This is a genomic window from Paraburkholderia gardini, from assembly GCF_907164575.1.
Lineage (GTDB): Bacteria > Pseudomonadota > Gammaproteobacteria > Burkholderiales > Burkholderiaceae > Paraburkholderia > Paraburkholderia gardini.
In genome coordinates this window covers 58364-84990 of sequence record NZ_CAJQYY010000006.1, presented here as the reverse complement: position 1 = coordinate 84990, position 26627 = coordinate 58364, and the positions used below count along the sequence as shown (strand labels likewise).

Genomic DNA, 26627 nt, shown 5'->3' with positions numbered 1-26627 from the left:
TTATCGCAAGGAAGCTCATGGTCGTAGCACCGCTCACCCTCACATGTCTCGCGCTCGCGACGCTCTTCGTCGCCGCTTTGCCCATCCTGCTGTATCGCCGCTACCGCACGCCGCTTGCGCTCGACCGCCGCGACGCGATCGCGGGCATCGCCGCCTTCGCGTTCTTCGCGATGGTGATCGAGCGCGCACTGAACGCGTTCGTGCTGCAGCAGAACGAAGCCACGGCGGCGCTGCTGTCGAATCCGGTCATGTTCGTGATCTACGGCGCGTTCGCTGCCGGCATCTGCGAGGAAACCGGGCGCTTCATCGCGATGCGTCTGCTGCTCAAGCGTGCGTTAAAGAAGGGTGCGCCGTCGGCGGGTACGAATAGCACCGCGCTGTCGTACGGGATCGGTCACGGCGGCGCCGAAGCGTGGCTCGTCGGCGTGCTGGTGCAGATACAGTGGATCGTGTTCGCCGTCTTCGAAAACCGCGGCGAACTCGCCGCGCATCTGTCGAACCTGCCGCCGGATTCGCTGATGCGCATCCATCTGGTGCTCGCGAGCCTGTCGCCCGCGACGGCTGGCATTTTCGCGGTCGAACGGGTGGCTGCGCTCGTGTTCCAGATCGCGTTGTCGGTGCTGATGTGGCACGGCGTGCGGGCAGGGTGGAAGGCGATCCTGCCGCTCGCGATCGTCGCGCACGCGGCGGTCGACCTGCCCGCCGCGCTGTTTCAGGCACACCTGCTGCCGCTTGTCGCGGTCGACGGCGTCTATGTGGTCGTGGCTATCGGCGTGGCGGCCATGCTGGTCAAGCTGTTCCGTCGCCCGTCGCACCCTGTTCAATCAACTGAAACCTTCGGGCAGTAACGATGGAACTTTATCAATACGACTGCGCAAGTCCCGATTTCGAGCAACTGGCGCGCGTCATCAGCGACCTGTTCCCGGAGCAGACCCAGTTCATCGAGCGTCCCGCCGACGACGGCACGCCAGTGCTGACGGTTCAGTGGGTCGCGATGCGCTTCGGTTCGACCGCGCGGCGCATCACGCTGAGCGTCATGATCGCGCCGGCCGCGCTCGCGCGCTTTCGTGCGACGCCGGCGCGTCTGCGGGACCGCGGCTTCGCGGTATTGCGTGCGTATGTGGAAGCGACGCTCGGCTCGCTCGAGGAAATGTACGCGAACGGCGAGGCCGTGCCGCGTGAGATCACGGTCGATCTGGGCGACGAGTTCGCGTGATCCGGTCGGAGGCGTCGGGCGTGAACGCAGGCGCCGGCGTCTCCGTCGGCTTCAATCGGCGCGGCGGTAAACCTTCGCGAAGCGGATGGACTGAACGACGCCATAGTCGCCCGGCGCATATTGCATGATCCAGTCGCCAGCGGTGCCATGCAGCACGTCGCCGCCTGCCGCCGAACGCGCCATCGAGAACGGCGCACCCATCTGCTTTGCCAGCACGACGGCCGGCCGGTTGCGATACGGGCCGGCATCGCCGTGCGCGCGGGATGCATCGGCGGGCAGGTATTTCGCATCGAAGCGTTCGCGTGAAACGACCCACCGGTCGCCCGTCGAACCGGTGATCAGCGCGTCGCCCCGCGTGTAACGGTTCGGGCCTTCGAGGCTCATCAGCTCACCGTCGCCCGGCGCGAATTCGACGATGACGGTTTCGTCCTTGACGTAGCGTTGCGCGGCCGGATCGGTGCGCAGGTCGATATTCTTCAGTTCGATCATGACTTCAGGTCGCCGTGAGGCCGGTAAGGATGCGCGGGTTGCAAGGTCGCAAGGGTAGCGCGAAAGCCGTTCGCGCGCATCCTCGCCGCTTCGATCCGGCCGCTTCGATCGCGCGCCGGAAACAGCAACGCCCGCGGTAAAACGCGGGCGTTGGGCGCTGATGCCGCTATCGGGGCCTGCCTGACGGGCATCGTCAGACACGCAACCTTACGGCTTGACGGTTTCGTCTGCCGGCGCGGCCTTTTTCTTGGCCTTGCTCTTGCCGCCGTGCTTGTGATGTCCTTCCGCACGCGACGGATGATGGAACGTCGTATCAGCCAGCTTCTTCTGATCCGGAGAAAGGCTCGTGTAGAGCGGCTCGAAAGCGTCAACCAGTTTCTTCGTGCCGTCCGCGTGCGCGGTGGCGATCGCCGAATACTGCTTCATGTCGTCGAGCGCGGACTGGTTCGGATTCGCCATGCGCTGCTCATACAGGCCGGCCATCGTTTCGCCGTTGGTGCGCATGACGTCGGCGAACGTCTTCCACTGCGGTTCCTGCTCCGGCGTGATTTTGAGCTGCGTGTGCAGATACGTGATGCGCTGTTCGACACGCTGTTCGTAATGTGCCGCGCCCGAGGCTGGCGCGGGTGCCGCCGCCGATGCCGGAGCCGCGCCTGCCGGTGCCGTGGTTTGTGCAAATGCGCCGCTCATCGCCAGCGTGGAGGCGAGAATAACGAGAGTTTTTTTCATCGAGACTCCTGATGTCCGTTCGTATCGGGCCGAAGCGCCGTATGCCTCATGGGCTTTCCTTGCGCGCTTCAACGTGGGCGCTATTAGTATCACGATATCCGTGTCGTCCGCCCGCTTTGCCACAACTCCTTACAACCGAAACGAACAGGAAATAGCAGGTGGATAAATCCGTCAGCACGGGGATTGCCTGCGCGAACAACGGTCAGGCGCTGAAGGTCAACGCGTTGCGCGGCTTCGGCCTCGCGATACAACCGGGGTGCTGGCGTAGAACGCATTAAATCCGTCAATCGGGAATGCCTGTAAAGGCGGGGTTCCATAGCGCGAGTTGACAGCTTGATTTCCCCACGCTTCTCGAAGACTGTCATTTACAGGACCTGGGTAAGGCATGTGAAATCTTATCCAGATGTCGCGCTATAACGGTTTCAGGTTCTGCAAATACCCCAGAAAACTTACATATTGCCTGACACGGATGCGTTGAATACGTTGAGTTCAGAAATATATCAATCTCCCGCTCTTAACGTATAAAACAGGAGTTACTGATCCAGACGAACAGCTCAGGACAAAGGGTTAAGTTAATTGTCCTGCATGGAGGAGACCAGCGGGACCAATTCGCCTGCAATGCACGATTTTCTCAGCCCGGGTGGCGGCTCGCTGACGAACAACGGCAAGCTCTCGACCTCCGGCGACAACTCCGCGGGCATGGCTGCACTGACGAGCGACGACACGCTCGTCAACAATGGCACGATCACGACCACCGGCGCCGGTTCGCACGGCCTGCTCGCGAATGGCGGAGCGGCTGGCGGACCCGGGAATAACGTGGTGACGAACAACGGCACGATCGATGTGTCGGGTGCCAACGCGCACGGCATCACGTCACTGGATTCGTCGCCCGGCGTGGTGACGAACACGGGCTCCATCGCCGCAAGCGGCCCGGGTGGCCTGGGCGCATTCATCGCAGGCCGTGTGACGCTCGACAACGCAGCGGGCGCGAGCATCGTGAGCCAGCAGGACAATGGTATCGACGCAAACGGAGGTGGCACCTTCAATAACGCCGGCACGATTTCAGGCCACAACGTCGCCCTGTCCCTCGTCGGCGCCGCCGCGACCATCAACAACAGCGGCACGCTCCAGGGGGCGTCGCGCAGGCCATTGTTTCGAACGATGCATCGGATATCGTGATCAACAACACCGGCAACATTTCGGGAGGCAATGGCGAGGCCATTCTCACCAATAGCGGGAACGACACGATCAACTGGAGTGGCGGCATGATCACCGGCTCCATCCGGCTGGCTGCGGGCAACGACGCCGCGACGCTCTCCGGGCTCACCAATACCACGCTCGCCGGCGTGCCGTGGTTCGACCGCGGGCCCGGTACGGACGTCCTGACGTTCAACCGCACACAGGCCAGCGGCCTGAGCCGTTTCCTGAACTGGGAGACCGTCAACGTCACGAACGGCAGCCAGCTCACGCTCGACAGCGCGGGCATGACACTTGGCGACAGCGGCACGCTGACCGGGGCGCTCAATATCGATTCGACCAGCACCCTGTTCGAAGGTGGCCTGGGGGATCCTTCGATCATGCCCGCGGTCGCCGGCCAGCTTGTGGCCGTCAGCAATGCGGGCACGATCGATCTGACCAGCGGTGGTACGGGCACGAGCGATGCGCTCGTGGTCAACGGCAACTACGTTGGGCTCAACGGCCGGCTGTTGCTGCAAAGCGTTCTCGGTGCGGACAGTTCGCCCAGTGACAGGCTGGTGATCATGCAAGGTACCGGCTCGGGCAATACTTCGATTGACGTCACGAACGTCGGCGGGACGGGCGGCGCCACGGTGACGGACGGCATCATGGTCGTACAGGCGACGAACGGCGCGACGACGACCGCGAGTGCGTTCACGCTGCCCAGGCCGCTGGTGGCGGGCGCCTACACGTACTACCTGTTCAAGGGCGGCGTGAGCGCCGGAACGGTCGACAACTGGTATCTGCGTTCAAGCATTGCGGCCGCGCCGACCCCGACGTCGACGTCCGCGCCAACGGGCACGCCTGTCGCCGCGGCCGGCACGCCGTCGCTACCGCCCCCACCGCCGGCGGGCGCGGCGCCGACGCCGCTTTACCGGATGGAAGTGCCGGTCTATGCGGAAGTTCCGGTCCTCGCACGTGAATTGAGCATCGCGCAAACAGGCACATTTCACGACCGCCAGGGCGAGCAGTCGTTGCTGGGCGAGACCGGCGCTCTGCCGGCGGCATGGGCGCGCGTGTGGGGCGAACACGCGACCCAGCGTAACGACGGCGCCGTCGATCCGGAGTTCAGCGGCACGTTGGGGGCGTGCAGGTGGGCCACTACGTGTACGCCGATGCGTCCGCAAGCGGCCATCGCAACCACTATGGCTTCTTTCTCGGGTTCGCTCGAGCGCAGGGCGACGTGAGCGGATTCGCGCTCGGGTTTCCCGATCTGGCGGTCGGCCAGCTGTCAATCAACGCTTACAGCCTCGGCGGGTACTGGACGCATGTGGGGCCGGGCGGCTGGTATACCGATGCGGTACTGATGGGCAGTTCGCTGACTTTCGAACCGTCGTCGAAGCAGGATATCGGCGCGACCACGCATGGTGATTCGGTGACCGCGTCGCTGGAAGCGGGCTTGCCGATTGCGCTGTCCGCGAGTCTCAGCATCGAGCCGCAAATGCAACTGATCTGGGAGCACGCATCGATAAACGATCTGGACGACGGCATATCGAGCGTGTCGTTTCACGCCGCGAGTGGTCTCGCGGGTCGACTCGGCGTGCGGCTGCAGGGGCGCTTCGAAGCAGCGGACACGGTGTGGCAACCGTACGCACGCGCCAACCTCTGGCGATACTTCGGGGGAACCGATAGCGCCACGTTCGCCGGGACGACGGTCATTCCAGCCAGCGTGGCCGCGACGACGGTCCAGCTTGGACTCGGCGTTGCCGGGCACGTCAGCGCACGCGGCAGCGTATTTGCCACCGCGGGTTATACAGGCAATGTGAGCGGTGCGCACCGAAGCATCGTCGAAGGCGACGTCGGGGGGGCGCTGGAGCTGGTGATCCCTGACGCCCTGCTCAACGAGAGTGGACGAGGGGGAGCCCGTTGCTGGAGATTCGCACGACGGGTTCGATGACCGGGCCGTGAAGACGGTCCCAATTGCGTTCCACCGCGGGGGGCGAGTGAAATCGACAGCGGAAAGCGCATGCCGGTACAGCTTTCGCCCGACAGCAGGCGATAATCCGTGCATACCGTGGTGCCTGCCCGGCACCGACGCACTCCTTCAACGTGACAGACCGCCATCGATGAGACCACCGCGCCTCGACCAGCTCGACGACCTTGACCGAAACCTCGTCGCCCTTTTGCAGGAGAACGCCCGCGAAAGCGTGGCGAATCTCGCGCGCCAGCTCGGCGTCGCGCGCACGACCGTGATCGCGCGGATCGCGCGGCTCGAAAAGAGCAACGTGATCGCGGGCTATAGCGTGCGGCTCGGCCAGGATGTGCTCGACGCGAGCATCTATGCGTACGTCGGCATCATCATCGCGCCGAAGCACGGGCAGGATGTGCAGAAGCGGCTCGGACGCATGCCCGAAGTGCAGCTGCTGTGCGCGGTGAGCGGCGAGTTCGATTACGTCGCGTGGCTGCGCGCCGGTTCGCCGGACCGGCTCAACGATCTGCTCGACCAGATCGGCGGCCTCGAAGGCGTCGAGCGCACGACGACGTCGATCATCCTCGCGCGCAAGATCGACCGGGGCATGGAGGGCGGTTAGCCCTTTGAGGGCATGGTCGCGTGCATGACCTTTACGCCGTCTTAACGCGTTTTCGTCGAACTGGATTATTTTTTCGTCATTTAGACGAAAACAGCGGTCATAACGCAGCATTTTGCGTCTGTCATTCGTACGTACGTCTCCATAAACTGTGTAACAAGGGTTCGGCGCAAGCACGGCTCACACACAGAACAAGGAGAAGCGCATGAAAGTTGCCATCGTTGGCGCAGGCCTCATCGGTCACACCATCGCCCATATGCTGCGCGAAACCGGCGACTACGAAGTCGCCGCGTTCGACTGCGATCAGCAAGCGCTCGACAAGCTCGCCGCGCAGGGCATCCCGACCCATCGCGTCGATTCCGGCGACGCCGCCGCACTGCGCGCGGCCGTGCAGGGCTTCGATGCGCTCGTCAATGCGCTGCCGTACTATCTCGCCGTGAACGTCGCGGCCGCGGCGAAGGGCGCGGGCGTCCACTATTTCGACCTGACCGAAGACGTGCGCGCAACGCACGCGATCCGCGCGATCGCCGACGATGCCGACCACGCGTTCATGCCGCAATGCGGCCTCGCGCCGGGCTTTATCGGCATCGCCGCGCACGAGCTGGCAAACCGCTTCACGGAAATCCGCGACGTCAAGATGCGCGTCGGCGCGTTGCCCGAATTTCCGACCAACGCGCTGAAGTACAACCTGACGTGGAGTGTCGACGGCCTGATCAACGAGTATTGCCAGCCGTGCGAAGCGATCCGCGACAGTCGCACGCAATGGGTTCAGCCGCTCGAAGGACTCGAGCATTTCTCGCTCGACGGCACCGAATACGAAGCGTTCAACACGTCCGGCGGCCTCGGCACGCTGTGCGAAACGCTGGCGGGCCGTGTCGAAACGCTCGACTACAAGTCGGTGCGTTATCCGGGGCATCGCGACCTGATGCAGTTCCTGCTCGAAGACCTGCGTCTTGCGACCGACCGCGACACGCTGAAGTCGATCATGCGCCGTTCGGTGCCGGCGACAGCGCAGGACGTCGTGCTGATCTTCATCACCGTGACGGGCACGCGCGACGGCCAGCTGGTGCAGGAAGTCTTCACGCGCAAGATCTTCGCGAAGACGGTGTGCGGCGTGCCGATGAGCGCGATCCAGATCACGACGGCCGGTGCGATGTGCGCGGTGCTCGACCTGTTCCGCGAAAAGAAGCTGCCGCAAAAGGGCTTTGTGCGTCAGGAACAGGTGTCGCTGCGGGCGTTTCTCGGCAACCGCTTCGGGCAACTCTACGAAGGCCAGGCGTTGCACGAATCGACGGCGACCGTCTAGACAGACGGCTCAGGCGATGTTGTGTGCCGGCCGCTGACGCAGCTCAGGCCGGCACGGGCGGCAGGACGACATCCGGTTCATCTGGCGAAGGCGCGCCGGCGATGCGCGCGAGCAGCGCGTCGTAGTCGGCGGGCTGCGGCGCCGTGTTGTCGAACATCAGCAGTTCCCGGGCCAGTTCGGCATTCGGGACGAACCGGCGTTGCCGGTATTCGTCCCAGTGCGCGAGCTTGTACGCATCGTCTGGATTGTTCCGCGTGAGGATGCGCTGGTGCGCCGTCTCTTCCGATGTATAAACCCATACGACATGAATCTCGACGTCGTCCGTCACGCCGAGCCATGCGCGGTCGAACAGAAGCCGGGCGCGAATCTCGCGTGACAGCGGCCCGATCACGAGCGCGCTGATGCCCTGTTCCAGATTTTCGCGCGCGGTGTCGATGAGCCCCCGGTACTCGGGGTCTCGCAGATGCTGCAGGAAGAGCGGACTGTCGCGATCGTTCGGGTCTCCGGTCAGCGCGCCGATCGCCGCGGCGCTATACGCACCGTAAAGCGTGTCCTTGTCGAGCAGGCAGAAGGCCGTGCCCGTGGCGTGCGTCAGCGGCCGGATCAGGCGTTTCGCGAGGGTCGTCTTGCCTGTGCCCGCATGGCCGCAGAAAAATACCAGATGCGTCACAAACGCGTGTCCGTGCTGGACGCGTCGGCACTGTCACTGCCGCTGCCGCGGGCGAACGTGCCGTTCGCCTCCAGCCACATCACGTTGATGATCCCAAACCCCAACGCAACGCCGATGCCGAGAATCCAGGTGAAATACCACATCGCAATCTCCTGCCGGTGTAGGGCTGCCTGACGCGCGACGCGTCCGGAGGGCATGAAGCGATCATGACCAGAAAGCGGGGGCCGCGCAAGAGGGCCGAACGCCGGTGTTCCCGCGACGAGGTTGCCGGGCCAGGTGTTGCCAGAAGCGCATGCCCCGCAGGTATCATGGATGTCGATCGAACGGCGCAGGACAGGCGCCGCACCCATGGCTGCTTGCAATTATCTGACCGCGAAACGAAAACAAGGGGAGACCGACATGCCGTTGCGTTTGCCGGTTGCATGGAAATTCGCCGTGAGCGCCACGCTTGTGGCATGCCTCGCCGCGCTGGCAGGCTGCGCCTCGGAGCCCGCCAGGCCCGTTCCCTACAAGGACGTGCCCGCCGCGCGCATCGTCAAGCCAGGCTACACGCAGCCCGAAACCGGCAAGATCGCGGTCGACGTCCGCCGCGAGCGCTCGGGCGACGTCGTGATCCGCTTTCGCGACGCGCTCGTTTATGTCGACGGCGAGCAGGTCACCGACCTGATGAACGGCGAGCGCGTGATCTTCTATCTCAGCCCGGGCATGCACCGGATTGCCGTGTCGACGCAATTCGATCCTGTCATCGAGATGCAGTTCATGGTCACCGACCGCTACACGAACCACGCGAGTGTCACGTTCAACCCGGAACATCGCATCCAGTTACGGCGTGTGCCGAAGTGATGAGGCCAGCCACCTGTCGGCGCGATGCAGTTTCGACGCACGTTCTGCACAAAGAGTCCGTAACATGATGGCCGCTTCTTTCACTGTATCCGGACACGCCGCGCGCATTTGCGACCGCGGCCTGGCCGCCGCTGTTATCAAGGTAATGAGACGATGCTGATCAACTGCGCTGCATACCAGGAAGGCCGGAAACTGGCCGACATCGAGATCGACGACATCAGCACTTATGTGGCCAAACCCGAATGCTTCGTCTGGGTCGCGTTGAAGGATCCGGGCCCCGGCGAACTCGACGTGATGAAGCACGAGTTCGGCCTGCACGAACTGGCGGTCGAAGACGTCCGCAACGGCCATCAGCGCCCGAAAATCGAGGAATACGGCGATTCGCTGTTCGCGGTGATGCACACCATCGAAATGGACGACGAGGGTGAGCTGCTGATCGGCGAAATGGACGTATTCGTCGGTCCGAACTATGTGCTCTCGGTGCGTAACCGGACGCAGCACGGTTTCCAGGAAGTGCGCGCGCGCTGCGAACGCGAGCCGAAGCTGCTCAAGGAAGGCTCGGCGTTCGTACTGTACGCGCTTGCCGACAACATCGTCGATCGCTACTTTCCGGTTCTCGAAAAACTCGGCGCCGAAATCGAGGAGATCGAGGACCGCATCTTCGGCAAGCACAGCCTCGCCGCGTCGCGCGCGATCATCGAGGATCTGTACGCGTTAAAGCGCCGCCTCGTGCTGCTCGAGCATCACATCGCGCCGCTTCTCGAAGGCATCGGCCAGTTGACGGGCGGGCGTATCCCGGCGATCTGCCAGGGCATGCAGGCGTACTTCCGCGATGTGTACGACCATCTCGACCGGATCGTGCGCACGATCGAAGGCCGTCGCGAGATGATCGTCACCGCCGTGCAGGTCAATCTCGGCATGATCTCGCTCGCCGAGAACGAGGTCACCAAGCGCCTCGGTTCGTTCGCCGCGCTGTTCGCGGTGCCGACGATGATCGCCGGGATCTACGGGATGAATTTCCAGGAGATTCCCGAACTGCACTGGCAATACGGCTATCCAGCGTGCGTGGCCGTGATGGCATTGCTCGACGGGTTCCTGTACTGGCGTTTCAAGAAGGCCAACTGGCTGTGAATGCAGGCGGTCGCGCTGCACCGGTCGCGTGGCCGGCAACCGCACCGCCGCGCGGCGTCAGCGTCGGGTCAGGGCGAGCCTGACGCCGAGCCCGATGAAGCCGGCGCCGATCACGCGGTCGATCCAGCGGCGCACAACGGGTTGCGAGCGCACCGCACGCGCGGCCCGCGCGGCAAGCCATGCAACGACGCAGTCGTTGATGAGCCCAAGCGTGACGAATACCGCGCCCAGCACGAGAAAGGCGGCGGTCTTGTGCGCGCTGCCGGTGGCGACGAACTGCGGGAAAAACGCGATATAGAAGAGCAGCACTTTCGGGTTCGACGCATTTGTCACGAAGCCGCGAAAGAGCAGTGTGCGGGGCGAGCGTTGCAACGCGACCCGCGCCTCGACGCTGCCGGCGGAACCGGTGGAACCGGCGCCTGGCCACAGCATGCGCAGACCGAGCCACATCAGGTAACCCGCGCCGATCCACTTGATTGCATTGAACGCGCCGGGTGAGGCCGCGATGAGCGCGGTCAGGCCCACCGCGCACGCGACCGTATGCGCGCAGCCACCGAGCGAGACGCCCAGCGCCGAGAGAAGGCCGGCGCGCCGGCCCTGCGCGATGCTCTGGCCGGCCACATACGCGATGTCCGGACCGGGCGTCAGGTTGAGCGCGGTGACGGCAACAAGGAACAGCGGAAACTGGATGATCCCGAACATGATGCAGCCCGTCCCGGTCGGCAAGGAAGTAGCCCCGATCATAGCGAAGTCGCCCCTGGCCTGCAGGGCACGCCCGGGTCTGACGGAAGCACCGCGTTCTTCCCGCTTGCAGCGCGCGCAATAAAAGGCCAGCATAAGCGGCCCGTCGGCGTGCAACCGTGCACCGGATGGGATGACTTCAACGCCGGACCGAGCGAAAGACCTTGTCAGAACGTAGTCTTGTGGCACACCACACCGGCCGCACGGGTTGCATACGGCACACGCGCCGCGTGAAGAGGTGTGCGCTGCAGCACTGCCTGCCGTTGACATATCCGGCAGGCTACGTCGAGAATAGGCCCCGCAAACGTTTGCGCCCAATCAAAAATACGGCTCGCACGGAGCCAACAACTGGAGATCCGCATGAACCACCGCATTCGTCGCCGCGTCCTGGCGGCTACCGTCGTGCTCACCGCTGCCGCCGTTCTGCCGATGTCGAGCGCTTATGCGCAGGCTGCCCACAAGCCGAAGGTCGCGCTTGTCATGAAGTCCCTCGCCAACGAGTTCTTCCTCACCATGGAAACCGGCGCGAAGGATTACCAGAAACACAATCCGAACAACTTCGACCTGATCACGAACGGCATCAAGGACGAGACCGATACCGCGAACCAGATCCGTATCGTCGAGCAGATGATCGTATCGAAGGTGGACGCGATCGTGCTCGCGCCGGCTGATTCGAAGGCGCTCGTGCCAGTCGTGAAGAAGGCTGTCGACGCCGGCATCATTGTCGTGAACATCGACAACCGGCTCGATCAGGACGTGCTGAAGTCGAAGAACCTCAACGTGCCGTTCGTCGGCCCGGATAACCGCAAGGGCGCGCAGAAGGTCGGCGACTATCTCGCGAAGAAGCTGAAGGCCGGCGACGAAGTCGGGATCATCGAGGGCGTGTCGACGACCACCAACGCGCAGCAACGCACGGCGGGCTTCAAGGACGCGATGCAGACGGTCGGCGCGAAGGTCGTGTCCGTACAGTCGGGCGACTGGGAAATCGACAAGGGCAACGCGGTCGCCTCGGCGATGCTGAGCGAGCATCCCAACATCAAGGCGCTGCTGGCCGGCAACGACAACATGGCGATCGGCGCCGTGTCGGCGGTGCGTGCGGCGGGCAAGCAGGGCAAGGTCTACGTGGTCGGCTATGACGACATCAACGCGATCAAGCCGATGCTGAAGGACGGCCGCGTGCTTGCCACCGCCGACCAGTACGCGGCAAAGCAGGCCGTGTTCGGTATCGATACCGCGCTGAAGGCGCTCAGCGAGCACAAGAAGCAGTCGGAGCTGTCCGGCGTGGTTGAAACGCCAGTCGACCTCGTCACGAAGTAAAACGCTGCAAGGCGGCGACGGCGGCTGTCCACGATGGGCCGTGAGCAGACGCGCGCTTCCGCGCACGCCGGTTCGTCGCTTTTCAACGGACGCTCAAGAAAGGCGCGCCGCCGCCGTTATTGCACAGATAGACGTCATGGCGACAGCCTGCGGCCCCGCGCGTCCCCTTACATGCCGGAATCGGCGCCGTATGGTTAGATCGCGCGAGTGGGTCCGCGCCTGAAGCAGGGCTGAATCCGGCCAGCCCGTATGGCCGCAAGCCCGGCGACCATGACACAGGCAGTCGACCACTGGCTTTCGTTTCGCCGCGGGTATTGCGCGAAAGCCGGCGTGGACGCTGCAAGAACAGGATTGCGATGGATCTGACTGCTCACGAAGCACAGCCGGCCATTTTATCCGTCACCGGTATCGGCAAGACGTATGTCGAACCGGTGCTCGCCAACGTCGACCTCGACCTGCATGCAGGCGAGGTGCTGGCGCTCACCGGCGAGAACGGTGCAGGCAAGAGCACGCTGTCGAAAATCATCGGCGGACTGGTCGATCCGACGACCGGCACGATGCGCCTCGGCGGCAGCGCGTACGCGCCCGCCAGCCGGAGCGCGGCGGAAGCGCTTGGCGTACGGATGGTGATGCAGGAGCTGAACCTGCTGCCGACACTCTCGGTGGCGGAAAACCTGTTCCTGAACCATCTGCCGCAAAGCGGGCTGCTGCGCCTCGGCTGGATCGACCGCCGCAAACTGCGCGAAAACGCGCGCGGGGCGATGGCGCAGGTCGGGCTCGATGCGATCGACCCGGACACGCTCGTCGGCGAACTCGGCATCGGGCATCAGCAGATGGTCGAGATCGCGCGCAACCTGATCGGCGACTGCCGCGTGCTGATTCTCGACGAACCGACCGCGATGCTGACTTCACGCGAAGTCGACCTGCTGTTCGAGCAGATCGCACGGCTGAAGGCGCGTGGCGTGGCACTCGTCTACATCTCGCACCGGCTCGAGGAACTGGCTCGTGTTGCTGAGCGGGTCGCGATCCTGCGCGACGGCAAACTGGTGCATGTGGACCGGATGGCGAACCTGACGAGCGACCAGATCGTCACGCTGATGGTGGGCCGCGAGATCGGCGAGCGCATCGACCTCGGCGTGCGCAATATCGGCGCGCCGCTCCTTAAGGTGGAGGGCATCGGCCGCGGCGACGTCGTGCGCGACGTGTCGTTCGAGGTTCGCGCCGGCGAGATTTTCGGCGTGAGCGGGTTGATCGGCGCGGGCCGCACGGAACTGATGCGGCTGATTTACGGCGCCGACGTGAAGGATCGCGGCACGGTATCGCTCGCGCCAACGCCCGGCGCCGCGCCCGTGCCGCTGCGGATCGCGACGCCCGCCGACGCGGTGCGCGCAGGTATCGCGCTCATCACCGAGGACCGCAAGGGTGAAGGCCTGCTGCTGCCGCTGCCGATTGCCGCGAACGTGTCGCTTGGCAACGTCGGCAGCGTCGCGCGTCATGGCGTGGTCGACGCGAAACGCGAAAACGCGCTGGCGATGAAGCAGATCCAGGCGATGCGGATTCGCAGCGCCGGACCCGCGCAACCGGTTGGCGAGCTGTCGGGCGGCAACCAGCAGAAGGTGGTGATCGGCCGCTGGCTCGCGCGCGACTGCAAGGTGCTGCTGTTCGACGAACCGACGCGCGGTATCGATGTCGGCGCGAAGTTCGATATCTACGGCCTGATGGGCGCCCTCGCGCGCGAGGGCCGGGCGCTCGTCGTGGTGTCGAGCGACCTGCGCGAGCTGATGCTCATCTGCGACCGGATCGGCGTGATGTCGGCGGGCCGGATGACAGGCATTTTCAGCCGGGACGACTGGTCGCAGGACGCGCTGCTCGCAGCGGCGTTCGCCGGTTACCGGAGTCGCGAGGCGCTGCTCCACGCGCCCGAAACGAATGAAGCAGGGAGTGTGTGATGACAAACCTGACGAACCCGCCGCACGCCGCGCCGCCGGACGATCCATCGGCGCCGGTTCCGGCCGGCAGGCCAGCCGGGACGCGCCTTGGCGTTTCGAATTACCTGGGGCTGGCCGGCGCGCTGCTGGCGATGATCGCGCTGTTCTCGGTGCTGAGCGCGCATTTCCTGACGTACGAGACGTTCATCACGATCGCCAACCAGATTCCCGATCTCGTCGTGATGTCGGTCGGCATGACGTTCGTGCTGATCATCGCGGGCATCGACCTGTCGGTGGGCTCGGTGCTCGCGCTGGGCGCCTCGGTGGTGAGCGTCGCCGCATTGAAATGGGGCTGGGCAGCGTTTCCCGCCGCGCTGATCGGCCTCGCGGCCGCCGCGCTGACGGGCACGGTGACGGGCGCGGTCACGGTCGGCTGGCGGATTCCGTCGTTTATCGTCTCGCTGGGCGTGCTGGAAGCCGCGCGCGGCCTCGCGTACCAGATGACGAATTCGCGCACGGCCTACATCGGCGACGCCTTCGACTTTCTGTCGAATCCGATCGCCGTCGGCATCTCGCCGGCCTTCCTGATCGCGGTGGCGGTGATGATCGTCGCGCAGTTCGTGCTCACGCGCACCGTGTTCGGACGCTATCTGGTCGGCATCGGCACGAACGAGGAAGCGGTGCGGCTCGCGGGCGTCAATCCGCGACCCTACAAGATCATCGTGTTCGCGTTGATGGGCGCGCTGTCGGGGCTGGCGGCGCTGTTCCAGATTTCACGGCTCGAAGCGGCGGATCCGAACGCGGGCGTCGGGCTCGAACTGCAGGTGATCGCCGCCGTGGTGATCGGCGGGACGAGCCTGATGGGCGGGCGCGGTTCCGTGATCAGCACGTTTTTCGGTGTGTTGATCATCTCGGTGCTGGCGGCCGGGCTGGCGCAGATCGGCGCGAACGAGCCGACCAAGCGCATCATCACCGGGTCGGTGATCGTGGTCGCGGTCGTGCTCGATACGTATCGCAGCCGTCGCAAACGCAAGGCGTGACGCGAAGGCGCAGACGGGGCGAGTTGCAGGTGGGGTGGTAAAGGCAGTAGCAGTAGCAGTCGAAGCAAAATGAAACTGGGGCCAGTCATCGATTGAGAAAGCCGGCGCGCATGCGCGAACGCATTGCGTGACAGACCGGTCAGCAACAAGAACGAGCAGGAGAGGAACGGGTTATGGCGACGATCAAGGATGTGGCGGCCGTGGCCGGCGTGTCGTTTACGACGGTGTCGCATGTGGTCAACAATTCGCGGCCGGTGTCGGCCGACGTGCGCGCGAAGGTAGAGCGTGCGATCAGCCAGCTGCACTATGTGCCGTCGGCGGTTGCACGCTCGCTGAAGGCGCGCGCGACCGCGACAATCGGTCTCGTGGTGCCGAACAGCACGAATCCGTATTTCGCGGAGCTTGCGCGCGGCGTCGAGGACGGTTGCGCGCGCAACGGCTACTGCGTGTTCTTCTGCAATTCCGACGACGATCCCGCGAAGCAGCGCAACTACCTGCGCGTGCTGCAGGAAAAGCGGATCGACGGGTTGATCATCGCCTCTGCCGGCGACGACTCCGTGCTCGCGCAGAGTCTTGCCGACGCGCGTGAGCCGCTCGTGGTCGTCGATCGCAACATCGAAGGGCTCAACGCCGATCTGGTTCAGATCGACCATGAAAAGGGCGCCTATCTGGCGACGCGGCATCTGCTCGAACTGGGCCATGCACGGGTCGGCTGCATTACAGGCCCCGTCGCGACCGCGGTGAGCGCGATGCGCGTGCACGGCTTCATCCGCGCGATGACGGAGCGCGGCATCGAGATTCCATCGGGCGCGATCGTCGAAAGCGATTTTTCGGGGATGGGCGGGCATCGCGCAGCGAGCCAGCTGTTCAACACGGTGGCCCCAAGCGCGATTTTCGCGGGCAACGACATGATGGGTATCGGCGCGCTGCGCGCCGCGGCCGAGCGCGGTATCAGCGTGCCGCGCGACTGCTCGATCATCGGTTTCGACGATATCGAACTGGGACGCTTCACGTATCCGGCGCTTTCGACGGTCGGACAATCGGTGCGCGCGCTTGGCGACATGGCCGCGCAGACGCTGCTCGAACGCATCACGGGCGCCACCGACGCGCCGACCCGCCGGCGCGTCGTCGCGCCGCGGCTGATCATCCGCGAGTCGACTTCGGCGTTCATGAGCGCATCGCGCCGTCACGCCGCGGCCGGCAACCATACGGGCAACCTTTGAACACACGGGTTATCGCGCGGCGCCGCGATTCTGAACGACTGAAGGAGAGGGAAGTGGCAATAGCAGCAACGCGCGGCCGGGTTGCCGTGATGGGCAGCCTGAACATGGATCTCGTCGCGCGGGCGCCGCGTCTGCCGCGGCCGGGCGAGACACTCGCCGGACACGCCTTCGCGCAGGTCGCGGGCGGCAAGGGCGGCAATCAGGCCGTCGCCGCGGCGCGGCTCGGCGCGCAGGTCGCGATGATCGGCTGTGTCGGCGCCGACGCGAACGGCGCGCAGCTGCGCGCCGGCCTCGAAACCGAGGGCATCGACTGCGCGGCGCTCGAAACCAGCGACTCCACGTCCACCGGCGTCGCGCTCATCATCGTCGACGACGGCAGCCAGAACGCGATCGTGATCGTGGCCGGCAGCAACGGCGAAGTCACACCGGCAAGCATCACGCGCCACGAAGCGGCGCTGGCCGCCGCGGATGTCGTCGTATGCCAGCTGGAAACGCCACCTGAGACCGTCAAGGCAGCCCTTGCGACGGCGCGGCGCATGGGCAAGACCGTCATCCTGAATCCGGCGCCGGCTGTCGGACCATTGCCGTCCGACTGGTTTCAGCTCATCGATTACCTGATTCCGAACGAACTCGAAGCGACGACACTGACTGGCCTGCCGGCCAGCACGCCCGACGAGGCTGCCGTGGCCGCGGCGGCGCTGCGCCAGGCGGGCGCGCGCAACGTGCTCGTTACACTGGGTGCGCAGGGCGTCCACGTGGCGCTGGAAAACGGTGAATCCGCGTACTACGCCGCGCCGAAGGTGAACGCTGTCGATACGACAGCAGCAGGCGACACGTTCATCGGCGGCTTCGCGGCGCAACTCGCAGCCGGTGCGCCGGTCGACGCGGCGATCCGGTTCGCGCAGCGGGCCGCGGCGCTCTCGGTCACGCGTGAAGGCGCACAGCCTTCGATTCCATATCAGGCGGAAATGACGGGTTAACCAGTCTGACAGGCGGGAACCCGGATGACAGCTATTTGTAATTTATACCTCGATGCATCGCAGCATTAGTCAGACAATATAAAAACTTCAAGTCCTGTTCAGGGGTGCCGTAAACACGTCCAGAGCGACGGATCTACGCCGGAGCAAACGTGTGCGCGGCGAATCCAGGTGTCGCGCATGCCAGTTCTCATTCGATGGCATACGGGAAGAAGCATGTTGAACAAGGGCATCACCATCAAGGCGCGCATCGGTTTGACGATGGCGTTTCTCGCCGCGCTGTCGATCGCTATTGGCATACTCGGTCTTTCCGGCATGAGCGAGGCGAACGACGCCTATCGCAGCACGTTCACCGACCAGATGCCGAGCGCGAAGAATATCGGCACCGCTGAACTGTATGTCGCGCGCGAGCGTCTCGCGCTCGACCGCTCCGCCTTCCAGATCGGCACGCCGGACGCGCTCAAGACCCTCGAGCGCGCGCGTCTGATGCGCTCGATATCGAAAGACGCGTGGAAGAAATACATGGACCTGCCGCGTGGACCCGAGGAAGACCGCCTCGCCCAGGATGTCGTCGTCAAGCGCGCAGCCGAATATCAGGTCGCAGATGCGTTCGCCGCGGCGGTCACAGCCGGCGACCAGGCAAAGCTTCTCGATCTGGCCAAACAGCTGCAGGCTGCGCACGTCGAACTGTCGGCCGCCGATGAGACGCTCGGCAAGCTCCAGTTCAACCAGGCGAAGGACGGCTACGACGCCGCGCAGTCGAGCTTCGCGACGTTTCGCATCGTGACCGCGGTGGCGATTGTCGCCGGCTTGCTGGCAGCGTTCTTTTCGTACATTACGCTGCGCGGCGCCATTGCCCGCCCGCTTGGCGAAGCCATCGGACATTTCGACGCAATCGCCGCAGGCGACCTGCGGCGCCCGATTGTGGTGCGTTCACGCGATGAGATGGGCCAGCTGCTCGAAGGCGTCGGCCGGATGCAGCGCAGCCTGATCGAGACCGTGCGCTCGGTGCGCGCCGGCAGCGAATCGATCGCCACGGCGACGCGCCAGATCGCCGCCGGCAATATCGACCTGTCCTCGCGTACGGAAGAGCAGGCTTCGGCGCTGCAGGAAACGGCGGCGAGCATGGAAGAGCTCACGGGCACCGTCAAGCAGAACGCCGACAATGCCCGCCAGGCAAGCGCGCTGGCCGCCAACGCGTCGGAGATCGCGAACCGGGGTAATGCGGTGGTCGGGCAGGTCGTCGGCACGATGGGCGACATCAACCAGAGCTCGACGAAGATCGCCGACATCATCTCGATCATCGAAGGGATCGCGTTCCAGACCAACATCCTGGCGCTGAACGCGGCCGTCGAAGCGGCCCGCGCGGGCGAGGAAGGGCGCGGGTTCGCGGTCGTGGCAGGCGAGGTGCGCAGCCTTGCACAACGTTCGTCGGCGGCAGCCAGGGAAATCAAGGAGCTGATCGATACGTCGGTGGAACGCGTGCAGTCGGGCTCGGCGCTCGTGGACGAGGCGGGCCGCACGATGACCGAGATCATCGGTGCGGTGCAGCGTGTGACCGATATCATGGGCGAAATCGCCGCGGCCTCGGAAGAGCAGAGCAGCGGCATTGACCAGGTCGCGCGAGCCGTGACGCAGATGGACGAAGCGACCCAGCAGAACGCGGCGCTCGTCGAGGAAGCAGCGGCCGCAGCGCAGTCGCTGGAAGATCAGGCGGGCAGGCTGCGCACGGCCGTCTCCGTATTTCATCTGGAAGATGGCCCGGCAGGATCGGGCGTCGTGGCCGCGGCACGCAAGCCGGTGCATCGGGCGACGGCGGTGCCAGCCAGCAAAGTGGCCCGGGCGGCACCGGCGACGCCGGCGAGACCCGCCAGCGCCGCACCGGCGCTGGCCGCGGCACCGCGTGCCGCGGCCATGGCCGTAGCAGTAGCGGGCAGCGACAAGGACTGGGAAACCTTCTGAAGAACACGGCGCTGCCGCAGCGTGGCGGCGGCGCATGCAGGTCCCCTCGAAAGACCGTGGTTGCTGGTTTGTGCCGGCCATCACGGTCTTTTTTTCGCCATTCAGAATAATGAGGTGACCCAGGATCGACGCGCTTCCGGTACATTGTCGGGCGCGAAGGTTGCTCTCGCGGCATGAATGGGTGGGCCCGTCCAGGGCATCATGCCACTGCAACGCAGTGAACACGTCGTCAATCACAATCAAGCGCGATAGCGTGCCTGGAAGGGACCTACATGACGCAATACGACCTCGCCACACGCCTCGTGAAAGCGCGCCAGCAGCATCGCCCGGTCGAAGGGCTGTCACTGGACAGCCTGCCACCCGATGCGGCCAGCGCCTACGCGATCCAGCAGGCCGTCATCGCTGGACTGGGCACCACCACGGGCGGCTGGAAAATCGGCGCGAAGAGCCCCGGCGCGGCCGCCTCGGGCGCCCCGATTCCAGCGCCCTGCGTCATCGCCTCGCCCGCGAGCGTCGCCCACAGCGGGTTCTTTCGCGTGTTGCTGGAACTGGAGATCGCCTTTCGCTTCACCGAACCGATCGAGCCACGCAACGTCGCCTATGCGCGCGACGAGGTGCTCGCGCGTGTCGGTACCGTGCTGCCCGCCATCGAGATCGTCGACAGCCGCTTTGCGGACTGGCCCGAGGTCGCACCGCTCGCGCAACTGGCCGATGCGCAGAACAACGGCGCGCTCATTACCGGTCAGTCCGTGCCTTACGCGGGCGTTGCGCGCACGTTCGACTTCGTTTCGCCCGAACTGGATCTGACCTTCAACGGTGCGTCGCTCGTACCCGGGTCGACCGGTAATCCGGCCGGCGATCCGCGCGAACTGCTCGTCTGGTTCGTTAACCATTGCGCTGCCATGGGTATCGCAATCGAGCCTGAGTGGACCATCACCACCGGCACGTACGTCGGCGCCCACCGCATCGAACAGCCGGGCACCGTGCATGGGCGCATTTACGGCCTCGGTGAAGTGGATATCGTCCTGACATAAGGGCCCTCAAGCGGGCCTTATAGGTGCCTTGAACGTGCCTTGAATCCGGGGTGCCAGGATCCGCCCCGTCTCGCGACGCGCTGCAATGCGCGCTCGCGCACCTTCTCTCTGTTACACACTCCGTCATGCGAAAAAGTAACAGGCACTGCATCCAGTTGCAGCGCGTGCCTGTAGCTGCCGTAAACCTGTTTATGTGCACCATTCACCCCGATCGCGCGTTGAGGGAAAGAAGCAGTGCCGGAGGCACGGATCGGTGAAGCGCGGACACGATGCGTCGCGGGTGAATGTGGTTGCGCGCACATGAGTCGCATGCGTAATGTGCGTGTGCAGACATTAGCGTCATCGCGTGCTTGCGATTGTGCGGCCGAAGAACGTTTATGCTGTATCGACAGCACGAATGTCAGCGATAGCGCCGTATTCGAATGCTGCGTTGGGGGTCGCAGGACCGTTGTGTGTGACGGAAGATTGTAGGTGACCCGAAATGGCTTTTCCAGGGGACGAATGTAACGACGCCGTTGCGGGCCGATTTTCGCAACGTAGTTCGTGAAAAAAAATTTAAAAGGGTTTAGGATGAATTCGAGCGATGTTGTTTCCGATTAGCGCGCCGCGCACGACATCGGTCTAGACTTCGGCGAGGAGGTAGCATGGATATCTACGGCAGTTTCGCGACCCGCTTCGAGAAAACCCGGGAGGATGAACTCTCGCTCGAGGAGTATCTCGCGCTCTGCAAAGACAATCCCGCCGCGTACGCCACTGCGGGCGAACGCATGTTGACAGCTATCGGGGAACCCGAACAGATCGACACCCGTAACGATCCGCGTACGTCGCGTATCTTCGCGAACAAGGTGATCAAGGTATACCCCGCGTTCCGTGAGTTCTACGGAATGGAAGAAGTGATCGAGCAGGTGGTCGCGTATTTCCGGCACTCGGCTCAGGGGCTCGAGGAAAAGAAGCAGATCCTGTATCTGCTTGGGCCGGTCGGCGGCGGCAAGTCGTCGATTGCGGAACGTCTGAAACAACTGGCCGAACGTGTGCCGTTCTATGCGATCAAGGGGTCGCCCGTGAACGAATCGCCGCTCGGGCTTTTCGATTACGACGAGGACGGTCCGATCCTCGAAGAACAGTACGGTATTCCACGCCGCTACCTCAAAACCATTCTCAGTCCGTGGGCCGTCAAACGCCTTCACGAATATAACGGCGACATCCGCAAGTTCCGCGTTGTGCGTCGCTTCCCGTCGATTCTCCGGCAGATCGGTATTGCCAAAACCGAACCGGGCGACGAAAACAATCAGGACATTTCCTCGCTCGTCGGCAAGGTCGACATTCGCAAGCTCGAACAGTACGCACAGGACGACGCTGACGCATACAGCTATTCCGGTGGCCTGTGTCTCGCGAACCAGGGCCTGCTCGAATTCGTCGAAATGTTCAAGGCACCGATCAAGGTGCTGCACCCGCTGCTCACTGCAACGCAGGAAGGCAACTTCAAGGGCACGGAAGGCTTCGGCGCGATCCCGTTCGACGGCATCATCCTCGCCCACTCGAACGAGTCGGAATGGAAGGCGTTCCGCAACAACCGCAACAACGAAGCGCTGCTCGATCGTATCTTCGTCGTGAAGGTGCCGTACTGCCTGCGCTACGGCGAAGAAATGAAGATCTACGAAAAGTTGATCCGCAATTCGTCGCTGTCGAACGCGGTATGCGCACCGGGCACGTTGAAGATGATGTCGCAGTTCTCGGTGCTGACGCGTCTGCACGAACCGGAGAACTCGAGCCTCTTTTCGAAGATGCAGGTGTACGACGGCGAAAATCTGAAGGACACCGATCCGAAAGCCAAATCGTTCCAGGAGTATCGAGATTTCGCCGGCGTCGACGAAGGCATGACGGGTGTGTCGACCCGTTTCGCGTTCAAGATTCTCTCGCGCGTGTTCAACTTCGATTCGACGGAAATCGCGGCGAATCCGGTGCATCTGATGTACGTGCTGGAACAGCAGATCGAACGCGAGCAGTTCCCGCCGGAAACGGAGCAGAAGTATCTGTCGTTCGTGAAGGACGTGCTGGCCTCGCGCTACGCGGAGTTTATCGGCAAGGAAATCCAGACCGCTTATCTGGAGTCGTATTCCGAGTACGGGCAGAACATCTTCGATCGCTATGTGACGTATGCGGACTTCTGGATCCAGGATCAGGAGTTCCGCGATCACGATACCGGCGAGAGCTTCGACCGTGCCGCGCTCAACGCCGAACTGGAGAAGATCGAAAAGCCCGCGGGTATCAGCAACCCGAAGGACTTTCGCAACGAGATCGTCAATTTCGTGCTGCGCGCGCGTGCTGCGAATGCCGGGAAAAATCCGGCCTGGATCAGCTACGAGAAACTGCGTGTCGTGATCGAAAAGAAGATGTTCTCGAACACGGAAGAACTTTTGCCGGTCATCTCGTTCAATGCGAAGGGATCGGCGGAGGAACAGCGCAAGCACGAGGACTTCGTCAACCGGATGGTCGCGAAGGGATACACACCGAAGCAGGTGCGGCTCCTGTGCGACTGGTATCTGCGCGTACGCAAGTCGTCATGACACACAAGGCGTACGGCCTGCGTCGCGCAACGGCGCGGGCACCTTGCGAGGCGCAAGCCGCATGGACATGAGGTTGCATGCGCAACTTGCGTCTCGCGCTCCAGAAATTCGAGCGGGAGACCGGGTGTGCTTCATCAAATCATCGACCGCAGGCTGGCAGGCAAGAACAAGAGCATTGCAAATCGCGAACGCTTTCTGCGTCGCGTAAAGAACTATATTCGTCGCGCCGTATCGGAAGCGGTTCGCGACCGTAGCATCAAGGACATCCAGAACACGCAGAGCATCACGATTCCGCGCAAGGACATCGCGGAACCTTCGTTCCGGCACGGCCCGGGCGGCAAGCGTGAAATGGTGCATCCCGGCAACGCCGACTATATCCGCGGCGACAGGATTCCGCGTCCCGGCGGCGGAGGCGGTGGTGGCGGCGGAAACAGCGCAAGCAACGAAGGCGAAGGGCAGGACGACTTCGTATTCGAACTGAGCCGCGAAGAATTCATGCAGTATTTCTTCGACGATCTCGAACTGCCGCGTCTTGTGAAGACGCATCTGCTCGCTGTGCCGACGTGGAAAAGTATCCGCGCAGGCTGGGCGGCCGAAGGCACGCCGAACAACATCGACGTCGTACGTTCGCTGCGCAGCGCGCTTGGCCGCCGCATCGCGCTCGGTGCGCCGCTCGTCAACGAACTGCACGAACTCGAAAAGCAGCTCGAAGAGATGAAGGCCGATCCGGCTGACCGTCGCGACGAGATCAAGGTGCTCGAAGAGGAAATCCATCATCTGCGCGGCCGCATCTGGCGCATTCCGTTTATCGATCCGTTCGACCTGCGTTACGTGAACCGCGTGAAGCAGCCGGAGCCGTCGAGCCAGGCGGTGATGTTCTGTCTGATGGATGTCTCCGGTTCGATGGACGAGCAGCGCAAGGATCTGGCCAAGCGCTTTTTCATCCTGTTGTATCTCTTTCTCAAGCGTAACTACGAGCGGATTGAAGTGGTGTTCATCCGTCATCACACGCGTGCCGAGGAAGTCGACGAAGACACGTTTTTCCATTCGACGGAGAGCGGCGGCACGGTGGTGTCGAGCGCGCTCGAACTGATGACGAAGGTGATGGAGGACCGCTATTCGCCGAGTGAATGGAATATTTACGGCGCCCAGGCATCGGACGGCGACAATTGGACTGACGATTCGCCGAAGTGCCGCAAGATGCTGGCAGATGACATTCTGACCAAGGTGCGCTATTTTGCATATATTCAGGTCACGCCTGAAGAGCAGAACCTGTGGCTCGAATATGCGCAACTCGCGCTGAGCGCGCCGCAGATGGCCATGAAGAAAGTGGAAACGGCAGCGGATATCTACCCGGTTTTCCGGGAACTGTTCGAAAAGCAGGTGGCGTCCTCATGACAACACGACATCTGCACAATGAAGCGCGCGGCTACAAGCCAGAGCGCGGCAAGAGCGCGAAGGAGAGGGATTCCGGTAGCGCTGGCCCCGCCGGGGCAGCAGCAGCACCTGGGCAAACCGCGGTGCCCGTGGAAGGGCAAAGGGAAGTCCGTATGAACGTTGCCGATAGACGGCCTCTGCCGTGCCCGTCCGACTGGACCTTCGAGCTCATCGAAGAATACGATACGCACATTTCCCATGTTGCGGAGCAGTATGGGCTCGACACGTATCCCATCCAGCTCGAACTCATCAGTTCCGAACAGATGATGGACGCGTATGCGTCCGTCGGCATGCCGGTCAATTACCGGCACTGGTCGTTCGGCAAGCATTATCTTTCCACTGAAAAGAGCTACCGTCGCGGGCAGATGGGGCTTGCGTACGAAATCGTCATCAATTCGAATCCGTGCATCGCGTATCTGATGGAAGAGAACACGATGACGATGCAGGCGCTCGTCATCGCGCACGCGGCGTATGGGCACAACTCGTTTTTCAAGGGCAACTATCTGTTCCGGCTCTGGACGGATGCCCACGCGATCATCGACTACCTCGTCTACGCAAAAAACTACATCGCGGAATGTGAGGAACGCTTCGGTCTCGATCGCGTGGAAGAGCTGCTCGATTCGTGCCATGCATTGATGAATTATGGCGTGGACCGTTACAAGCGTCCGCAGAAGCTGTCGCTATCGAAGGAATCGGCGGCACGGCGCGAGCGCGAGGCGTACCTGCAATCGCAGGTGAATGAATTGTGGCGCACGTTGCCTTCGAAGAAGGAAGCATTGCCAGAGGAGACGGAAGATCGTTATCCGCCTGAGCCGCAGGAAAATCTGCTGTATTTCGCGGAAAAGAATTCGCCTTTGCTTGAGCCGTGGGAGCGGGAAGTAATCCGGATCGTCCGCAAGGTGGGGCAGTATTTTTATCCGCAGCGGCAGACGCAGGTCATGAACGAAGGATGGGCGACATTCTGGCATTACACGTTGCTCAACACGCTCTATAACCAGGGCAAGCTGGAAGACGGCTTCATGATGGAGTTTCTCCATTCGCACAGCAACGTTGTGTACCAGCCTCCGGTGACGAAGCCGTATTACAGCGGCATCAATCCGTATGCACTGGGTTTTTCGATGATGAGCGACATACGGCGCATCTGCGAATCGCCTACTGACGAAGACAGGCAATGGTTCCCTGAACTGGCCGGCAGTCCGTGGCTGGAAGCGCTGCATTACGCGATGCGCAATTTCAAGGATGAGAGTTTTGTGGCGCAGTATCTTTCGCCGCATCTGATTCGGGAGATGCGGCTGTTTTCAGTGCTCGATGACGATATGCGGGATGCGCTTGAGGTTTCCGCGATTCATGATGAGAGCGGGTATCAGTATGTGAGGCAGGCGTTGTCGCGGCAGTACGATATGCATCATCGTGAGCCGAATATTCAGGTGTGGTCGGTGAATACGCGTGGCGACCGGAGTTTGACCCTTCGGCATTTCATGAGCGATAACCGGCATCTCTCTGGTGACAGTGAAGAGGTTTTGAAGCATATGGCTCGCCTCTGGCAGTTTGACGTTTTTCTCGAAAGCGTTGATGAGAGTGGGACAGTAAGGAAGCGGTATGAATGTCGGTATGTGGCGCCCTTGATCAGGGCTTGATGTTCTGTATTTTTTGGCCTTTCCTTGTGTTCGTGTCGGTCTATTAGTGTTGCCCCTGTGCGGGGTGGCACTTACTTTTCTTTGCCCCCCAAGGGGACTTCCTTCGGGGCGTCTTCCAAAGAAAGGTAAGCAAAAGAAAGGCGCTTCGAAAGGCCCCCGTTTCCCGGTGCGTCATTGCCCGGGAATGGCAACCCATGAAGTGTCTCCTTCACAAGTCAACTCCCATTGGTCCCCGCGCGGGACCGTCCCTCGCACAGCACCTCCCGTGACAAAGCAGTCATTCACCCGGCTCCGCACTGCGTGCGTCGCCGACCGGTGACTCGGGATTGCGCGTGCGTTCCTTCCGCGAATCCCGCATGACGGGCACGGACAACTCCAGTAGACCAGCGTGTTTCGTTCGGCCGGTCTCATTTTGTGAACCCGTCCGCGTGCGCGAAGCGGGGAGGATGAGCGCCTTGTCACGGGTGCTGAAGGCGCGCGGGACGAAATCGCGCGGGGACCGATGCGGCCTGAAGTGCGAGGGCGACACTTCATGGGTTGCCATTCCCGGGGGATGACGCACCTGGAAACAGTAGCGCTTTCGAAGCGCCTTTCTTTTGCTTACCTTTCTTTGGAA

At 63.0% G+C, this 26627-nt stretch carries 24 protein-coding genes; 19 read left to right on the top strand and 5 right to left on the bottom strand.

Translation table 11 applies throughout. The features are described from left to right. Positions 1-17: 17 nt before the first annotated feature. Both LPA34_RS06735 and LPA34_RS06730 read left to right on the top strand, forming a co-directional pair. The gene (locus LPA34_RS06735) at positions 18-848 is read left to right on the top strand and encodes a YhfC family intramembrane metalloprotease (RefSeq protein ID WP_228976267.1); all 831 of its coding nucleotides are present in this window, start codon (positions 18-20) and stop codon (positions 846-848) included. Between the two features lie 2 nt (positions 849-850). Next, a complete protein-coding gene (locus LPA34_RS06730) occupies positions 851-1216 on the top strand; it encodes a DUF3022 domain-containing protein (RefSeq protein WP_228976266.1) in 366 nt (121 codons plus the stop codon). Positions 1217-1267: 51 nt separating this feature from the next. Here LPA34_RS06730 and LPA34_RS06725 read toward each other — a convergent pair whose 3' ends face one another. Further along, positions 1268-1705: a PGDYG domain-containing protein gene (locus LPA34_RS06725; RefSeq protein ID WP_228976262.1), complete on the bottom strand. Its 438-nt coding sequence runs from the start codon at positions 1703-1705 to the stop codon at positions 1268-1270. 207 nt (positions 1706-1912) lie between these two features. Then, entirely contained in the window at positions 1913-2434 is a 522-nt protein-coding gene (locus LPA34_RS06720) for a Spy/CpxP family protein refolding chaperone (RefSeq protein ID WP_228976260.1), read from the bottom strand. Positions 2435-3052: 618 nt separating this feature from the next. On the opposite strand from LPA34_RS06720, the gene LPA34_RS06715 reads away from it, so the two are divergent. The 5 genes from LPA34_RS06715 to LPA34_RS06695 all read left to right on the top strand — a co-directional run bounded on the left by LPA34_RS06715 (position 3053) and on the right by LPA34_RS06695 (position 7504). After that, entirely contained in the window at positions 3053-3613 is a 561-nt protein-coding gene (locus LPA34_RS06715; protein WP_228976258.1) for a hypothetical protein, read from the top strand. Next, positions 3610-4857 carry a hypothetical protein gene (locus tag LPA34_RS06710; protein ID WP_228976257.1) on the top strand — a complete coding sequence of 416 codons (1248 nt, stop codon included), beginning with the start codon at positions 3610-3612 and terminating at the stop codon, positions 4855-4857. The genes LPA34_RS06715 and LPA34_RS06710 overlap by 4 nt, the downstream gene beginning before the upstream one ends. Beyond that, complete coding sequence (locus LPA34_RS06705; protein WP_324251710.1) at positions 4758-5567, top strand: autotransporter outer membrane beta-barrel domain-containing protein; 810 nt, start codon at positions 4758-4760, stop codon at positions 5565-5567. The genes LPA34_RS06710 and LPA34_RS06705 overlap by 100 nt, the downstream gene beginning before the upstream one ends. Positions 5568-5736: 169 nt before the next feature. Continuing rightward, positions 5737-6201, top strand: a complete 465-nt coding sequence (locus LPA34_RS06700) for an Lrp/AsnC family transcriptional regulator (RefSeq protein WP_228976255.1) — start codon at positions 5737-5739, stop codon at positions 6199-6201. A 202-nt stretch (positions 6202-6403) separates the two neighbouring features. After that, positions 6404-7504 (top strand): saccharopine dehydrogenase family protein, encoded by a 1101-nt coding sequence (locus tag LPA34_RS06695; protein ID WP_228976252.1) that lies wholly within the window; start codon positions 6404-6406, stop codon positions 7502-7504. Positions 7505-7547: 43 nt separating this feature from the next. On the opposite strand, the gene LPA34_RS06690 is transcribed toward LPA34_RS06695, so the two are convergent. Continuing rightward, a complete protein-coding gene (locus LPA34_RS06690; RefSeq protein WP_228976250.1) occupies positions 7548-8174 on the bottom strand; it encodes an AAA family ATPase in 627 nt (208 codons plus the stop codon). After that, entirely contained in the window at positions 8171-8317 is a 147-nt protein-coding gene (gene cydX / locus LPA34_RS06685; RefSeq protein WP_228976476.1) for a cytochrome bd-I oxidase subunit CydX, read from the bottom strand. The genes LPA34_RS06690 and cydX overlap by 4 nt, the downstream gene beginning before the upstream one ends. A gap of 256 nt (positions 8318-8573) precedes the next feature. On the opposite strand from cydX, the gene LPA34_RS06680 reads away from it, so the two are divergent. Both LPA34_RS06680 and corA read left to right on the top strand, forming a co-directional pair. Further along, positions 8574-9017, top strand: a complete 444-nt coding sequence (locus tag LPA34_RS06680) for a hypothetical protein (protein WP_228976248.1) — start codon at positions 8574-8576, stop codon at positions 9015-9017. A 153-nt stretch (positions 9018-9170) separates the two neighbouring features. Then, entirely contained in the window at positions 9171-10148 is a 978-nt protein-coding gene (gene corA / locus LPA34_RS06675; protein ID WP_228976246.1) for a magnesium/cobalt transporter CorA, read from the top strand. A 57-nt stretch (positions 10149-10205) separates the two neighbouring features. Here corA and LPA34_RS06670 read toward each other — a convergent pair whose 3' ends face one another. After that, entirely contained in the window at positions 10206-10850 is a 645-nt protein-coding gene (locus LPA34_RS06670; protein ID WP_228976244.1) for a LysE family translocator, read from the bottom strand. 399 nt (positions 10851-11249) lie between these two features. Here LPA34_RS06670 and LPA34_RS06665 point away from each other — a divergent pair, with 399 nt between their 5' ends. The 10 genes from LPA34_RS06665 (at position 11250) to LPA34_RS06620 (ending at position 26011) form a co-directional block, all read left to right on the top strand. Next, entirely contained in the window at positions 11250-12206 is a 957-nt protein-coding gene (locus LPA34_RS06665) for a sugar ABC transporter substrate-binding protein (RefSeq protein ID WP_228976243.1), read from the top strand. A gap of 356 nt (positions 12207-12562) precedes the next feature. After that, positions 12563-14155 (top strand): sugar ABC transporter ATP-binding protein, encoded by a 1593-nt coding sequence (locus LPA34_RS06660; RefSeq protein ID WP_228976241.1) that lies wholly within the window; start codon positions 12563-12565, stop codon positions 14153-14155. Then, a complete protein-coding gene (locus tag LPA34_RS06655; protein WP_228976239.1) occupies positions 14155-15174 on the top strand; it encodes an ABC transporter permease in 1020 nt (339 codons plus the stop codon). The genes LPA34_RS06660 and LPA34_RS06655 overlap by 1 nt, the downstream gene beginning before the upstream one ends. Positions 15175-15347: 173 nt before the next feature. Next, on the top strand, positions 15348-16397 hold the full coding sequence (locus LPA34_RS06650) for a LacI family DNA-binding transcriptional regulator (RefSeq protein WP_228976237.1): 1050 nt from the start codon (positions 15348-15350) through the stop codon (positions 16395-16397). Positions 16398-16450: 53 nt separating this feature from the next. Beyond that, positions 16451-17377 (top strand): ribokinase, encoded by a 927-nt coding sequence (gene rbsK / locus LPA34_RS06645; protein WP_228976236.1) that lies wholly within the window; start codon positions 16451-16453, stop codon positions 17375-17377. 213 nt (positions 17378-17590) lie between these two features. Further along, positions 17591-19336: a methyl-accepting chemotaxis protein gene (locus LPA34_RS06640; RefSeq protein WP_228976475.1), complete on the top strand. Its 1746-nt coding sequence runs from the start codon at positions 17591-17593 to the stop codon at positions 19334-19336. A 272-nt stretch (positions 19337-19608) separates the two neighbouring features. After that, on the top strand, positions 19609-20370 hold the full coding sequence (locus LPA34_RS06635; protein WP_228976234.1) for a 2-keto-4-pentenoate hydratase: 762 nt from the start codon (positions 19609-19611) through the stop codon (positions 20368-20370). A gap of 644 nt (positions 20371-21014) precedes the next feature. Continuing rightward, positions 21015-22937 carry a PrkA family serine protein kinase gene (locus tag LPA34_RS06630; protein WP_228976232.1) on the top strand — a complete coding sequence of 641 codons (1923 nt, stop codon included), beginning with the start codon at positions 21015-21017 and terminating at the stop codon, positions 22935-22937. A 126-nt stretch (positions 22938-23063) separates the two neighbouring features. Beyond that, a complete protein-coding gene (locus LPA34_RS06625; RefSeq protein WP_228976229.1) occupies positions 23064-24335 on the top strand; it encodes a YeaH/YhbH family protein in 1272 nt (423 codons plus the stop codon). Further along, complete coding sequence (locus tag LPA34_RS06620) at positions 24332-26011, top strand: SpoVR family protein (protein WP_228976228.1); 1680 nt, start codon at positions 24332-24334, stop codon at positions 26009-26011. Before LPA34_RS06625 ends, LPA34_RS06620 begins: the two co-directional genes overlap by 4 nt. Positions 26012-26627: the final 616 nt, after the last annotated feature.

Excerpts from the sequence above, each read along its gene's own strand:
- LPA34_RS06730 (WP_228976266.1), top strand. The coding sequence starts at position 851 with ATGGAACTTTATCAATACGACTGCGCAAGTCCCGATTTCGAGCAACTG.
- corA (WP_228976246.1), top strand. The coding sequence starts at position 9,171 with ATGCTGATCAACTGCGCTGCATACCAGGAAGGCCGGAAACTGGCCGAC.
- LPA34_RS06735 (WP_228976267.1), top strand. The coding sequence starts at position 18 with ATGGTCGTAGCACCGCTCACCCTCACATGTCTCGCGCTCGCGACGCTC.
- LPA34_RS06670 (WP_228976244.1), bottom strand. The coding sequence starts at position 10,850 with ATGTTCGGGATCATCCAGTTTCCGCTGTTCCTTGTTGCCGTCACCGCG.
- LPA34_RS06630 (WP_228976232.1), top strand. The coding sequence starts at position 21,015 with ATGGATATCTACGGCAGTTTCGCGACCCGCTTCGAGAAAACCCGGGAG.
- LPA34_RS06720 (WP_228976260.1), bottom strand. The coding sequence starts at position 2,434 with ATGAAAAAAACTCTCGTTATTCTCGCCTCCACGCTGGCGATGAGCGGC.
- LPA34_RS06640 (WP_228976475.1), top strand. The coding sequence starts at position 17,591 with ATGTTGAACAAGGGCATCACCATCAAGGCGCGCATCGGTTTGACGATG.
- LPA34_RS06695 (WP_228976252.1), top strand. The coding sequence starts at position 6,404 with ATGAAAGTTGCCATCGTTGGCGCAGGCCTCATCGGTCACACCATCGCC.
- LPA34_RS06665 (WP_228976243.1), top strand. The coding sequence starts at position 11,250 with ATGAACCACCGCATTCGTCGCCGCGTCCTGGCGGCTACCGTCGTGCTC.
- LPA34_RS06620 (WP_228976228.1), top strand. The coding sequence starts at position 24,332 with ATGACAACACGACATCTGCACAATGAAGCGCGCGGCTACAAGCCAGAG.
- cydX (WP_228976476.1), bottom strand. The coding sequence starts at position 8,317 with ATGTGGTATTTCACCTGGATTCTCGGCATCGGCGTTGCGTTGGGGTTT.
- LPA34_RS06715 (WP_228976258.1), top strand. The coding sequence starts at position 3,053 with ATGCACGATTTTCTCAGCCCGGGTGGCGGCTCGCTGACGAACAACGGC.
- LPA34_RS06660 (WP_228976241.1), top strand. The coding sequence starts at position 12,563 with ATGGATCTGACTGCTCACGAAGCACAGCCGGCCATTTTATCCGTCACC.
- LPA34_RS06635 (WP_228976234.1), top strand. The coding sequence starts at position 19,609 with ATGACGCAATACGACCTCGCCACACGCCTCGTGAAAGCGCGCCAGCAG.
- LPA34_RS06700 (WP_228976255.1), top strand. The coding sequence starts at position 5,737 with ATGAGACCACCGCGCCTCGACCAGCTCGACGACCTTGACCGAAACCTC.
- LPA34_RS06655 (WP_228976239.1), top strand. The coding sequence starts at position 14,155 with ATGACAAACCTGACGAACCCGCCGCACGCCGCGCCGCCGGACGATCCA.
- LPA34_RS06650 (WP_228976237.1), top strand. The coding sequence starts at position 15,348 with ATGGCGACGATCAAGGATGTGGCGGCCGTGGCCGGCGTGTCGTTTACG.
- LPA34_RS06680 (WP_228976248.1), top strand. The coding sequence starts at position 8,574 with ATGCCGTTGCGTTTGCCGGTTGCATGGAAATTCGCCGTGAGCGCCACG.
- LPA34_RS06725 (WP_228976262.1), bottom strand. The coding sequence starts at position 1,705 with ATGATCGAACTGAAGAATATCGACCTGCGCACCGATCCGGCCGCGCAA.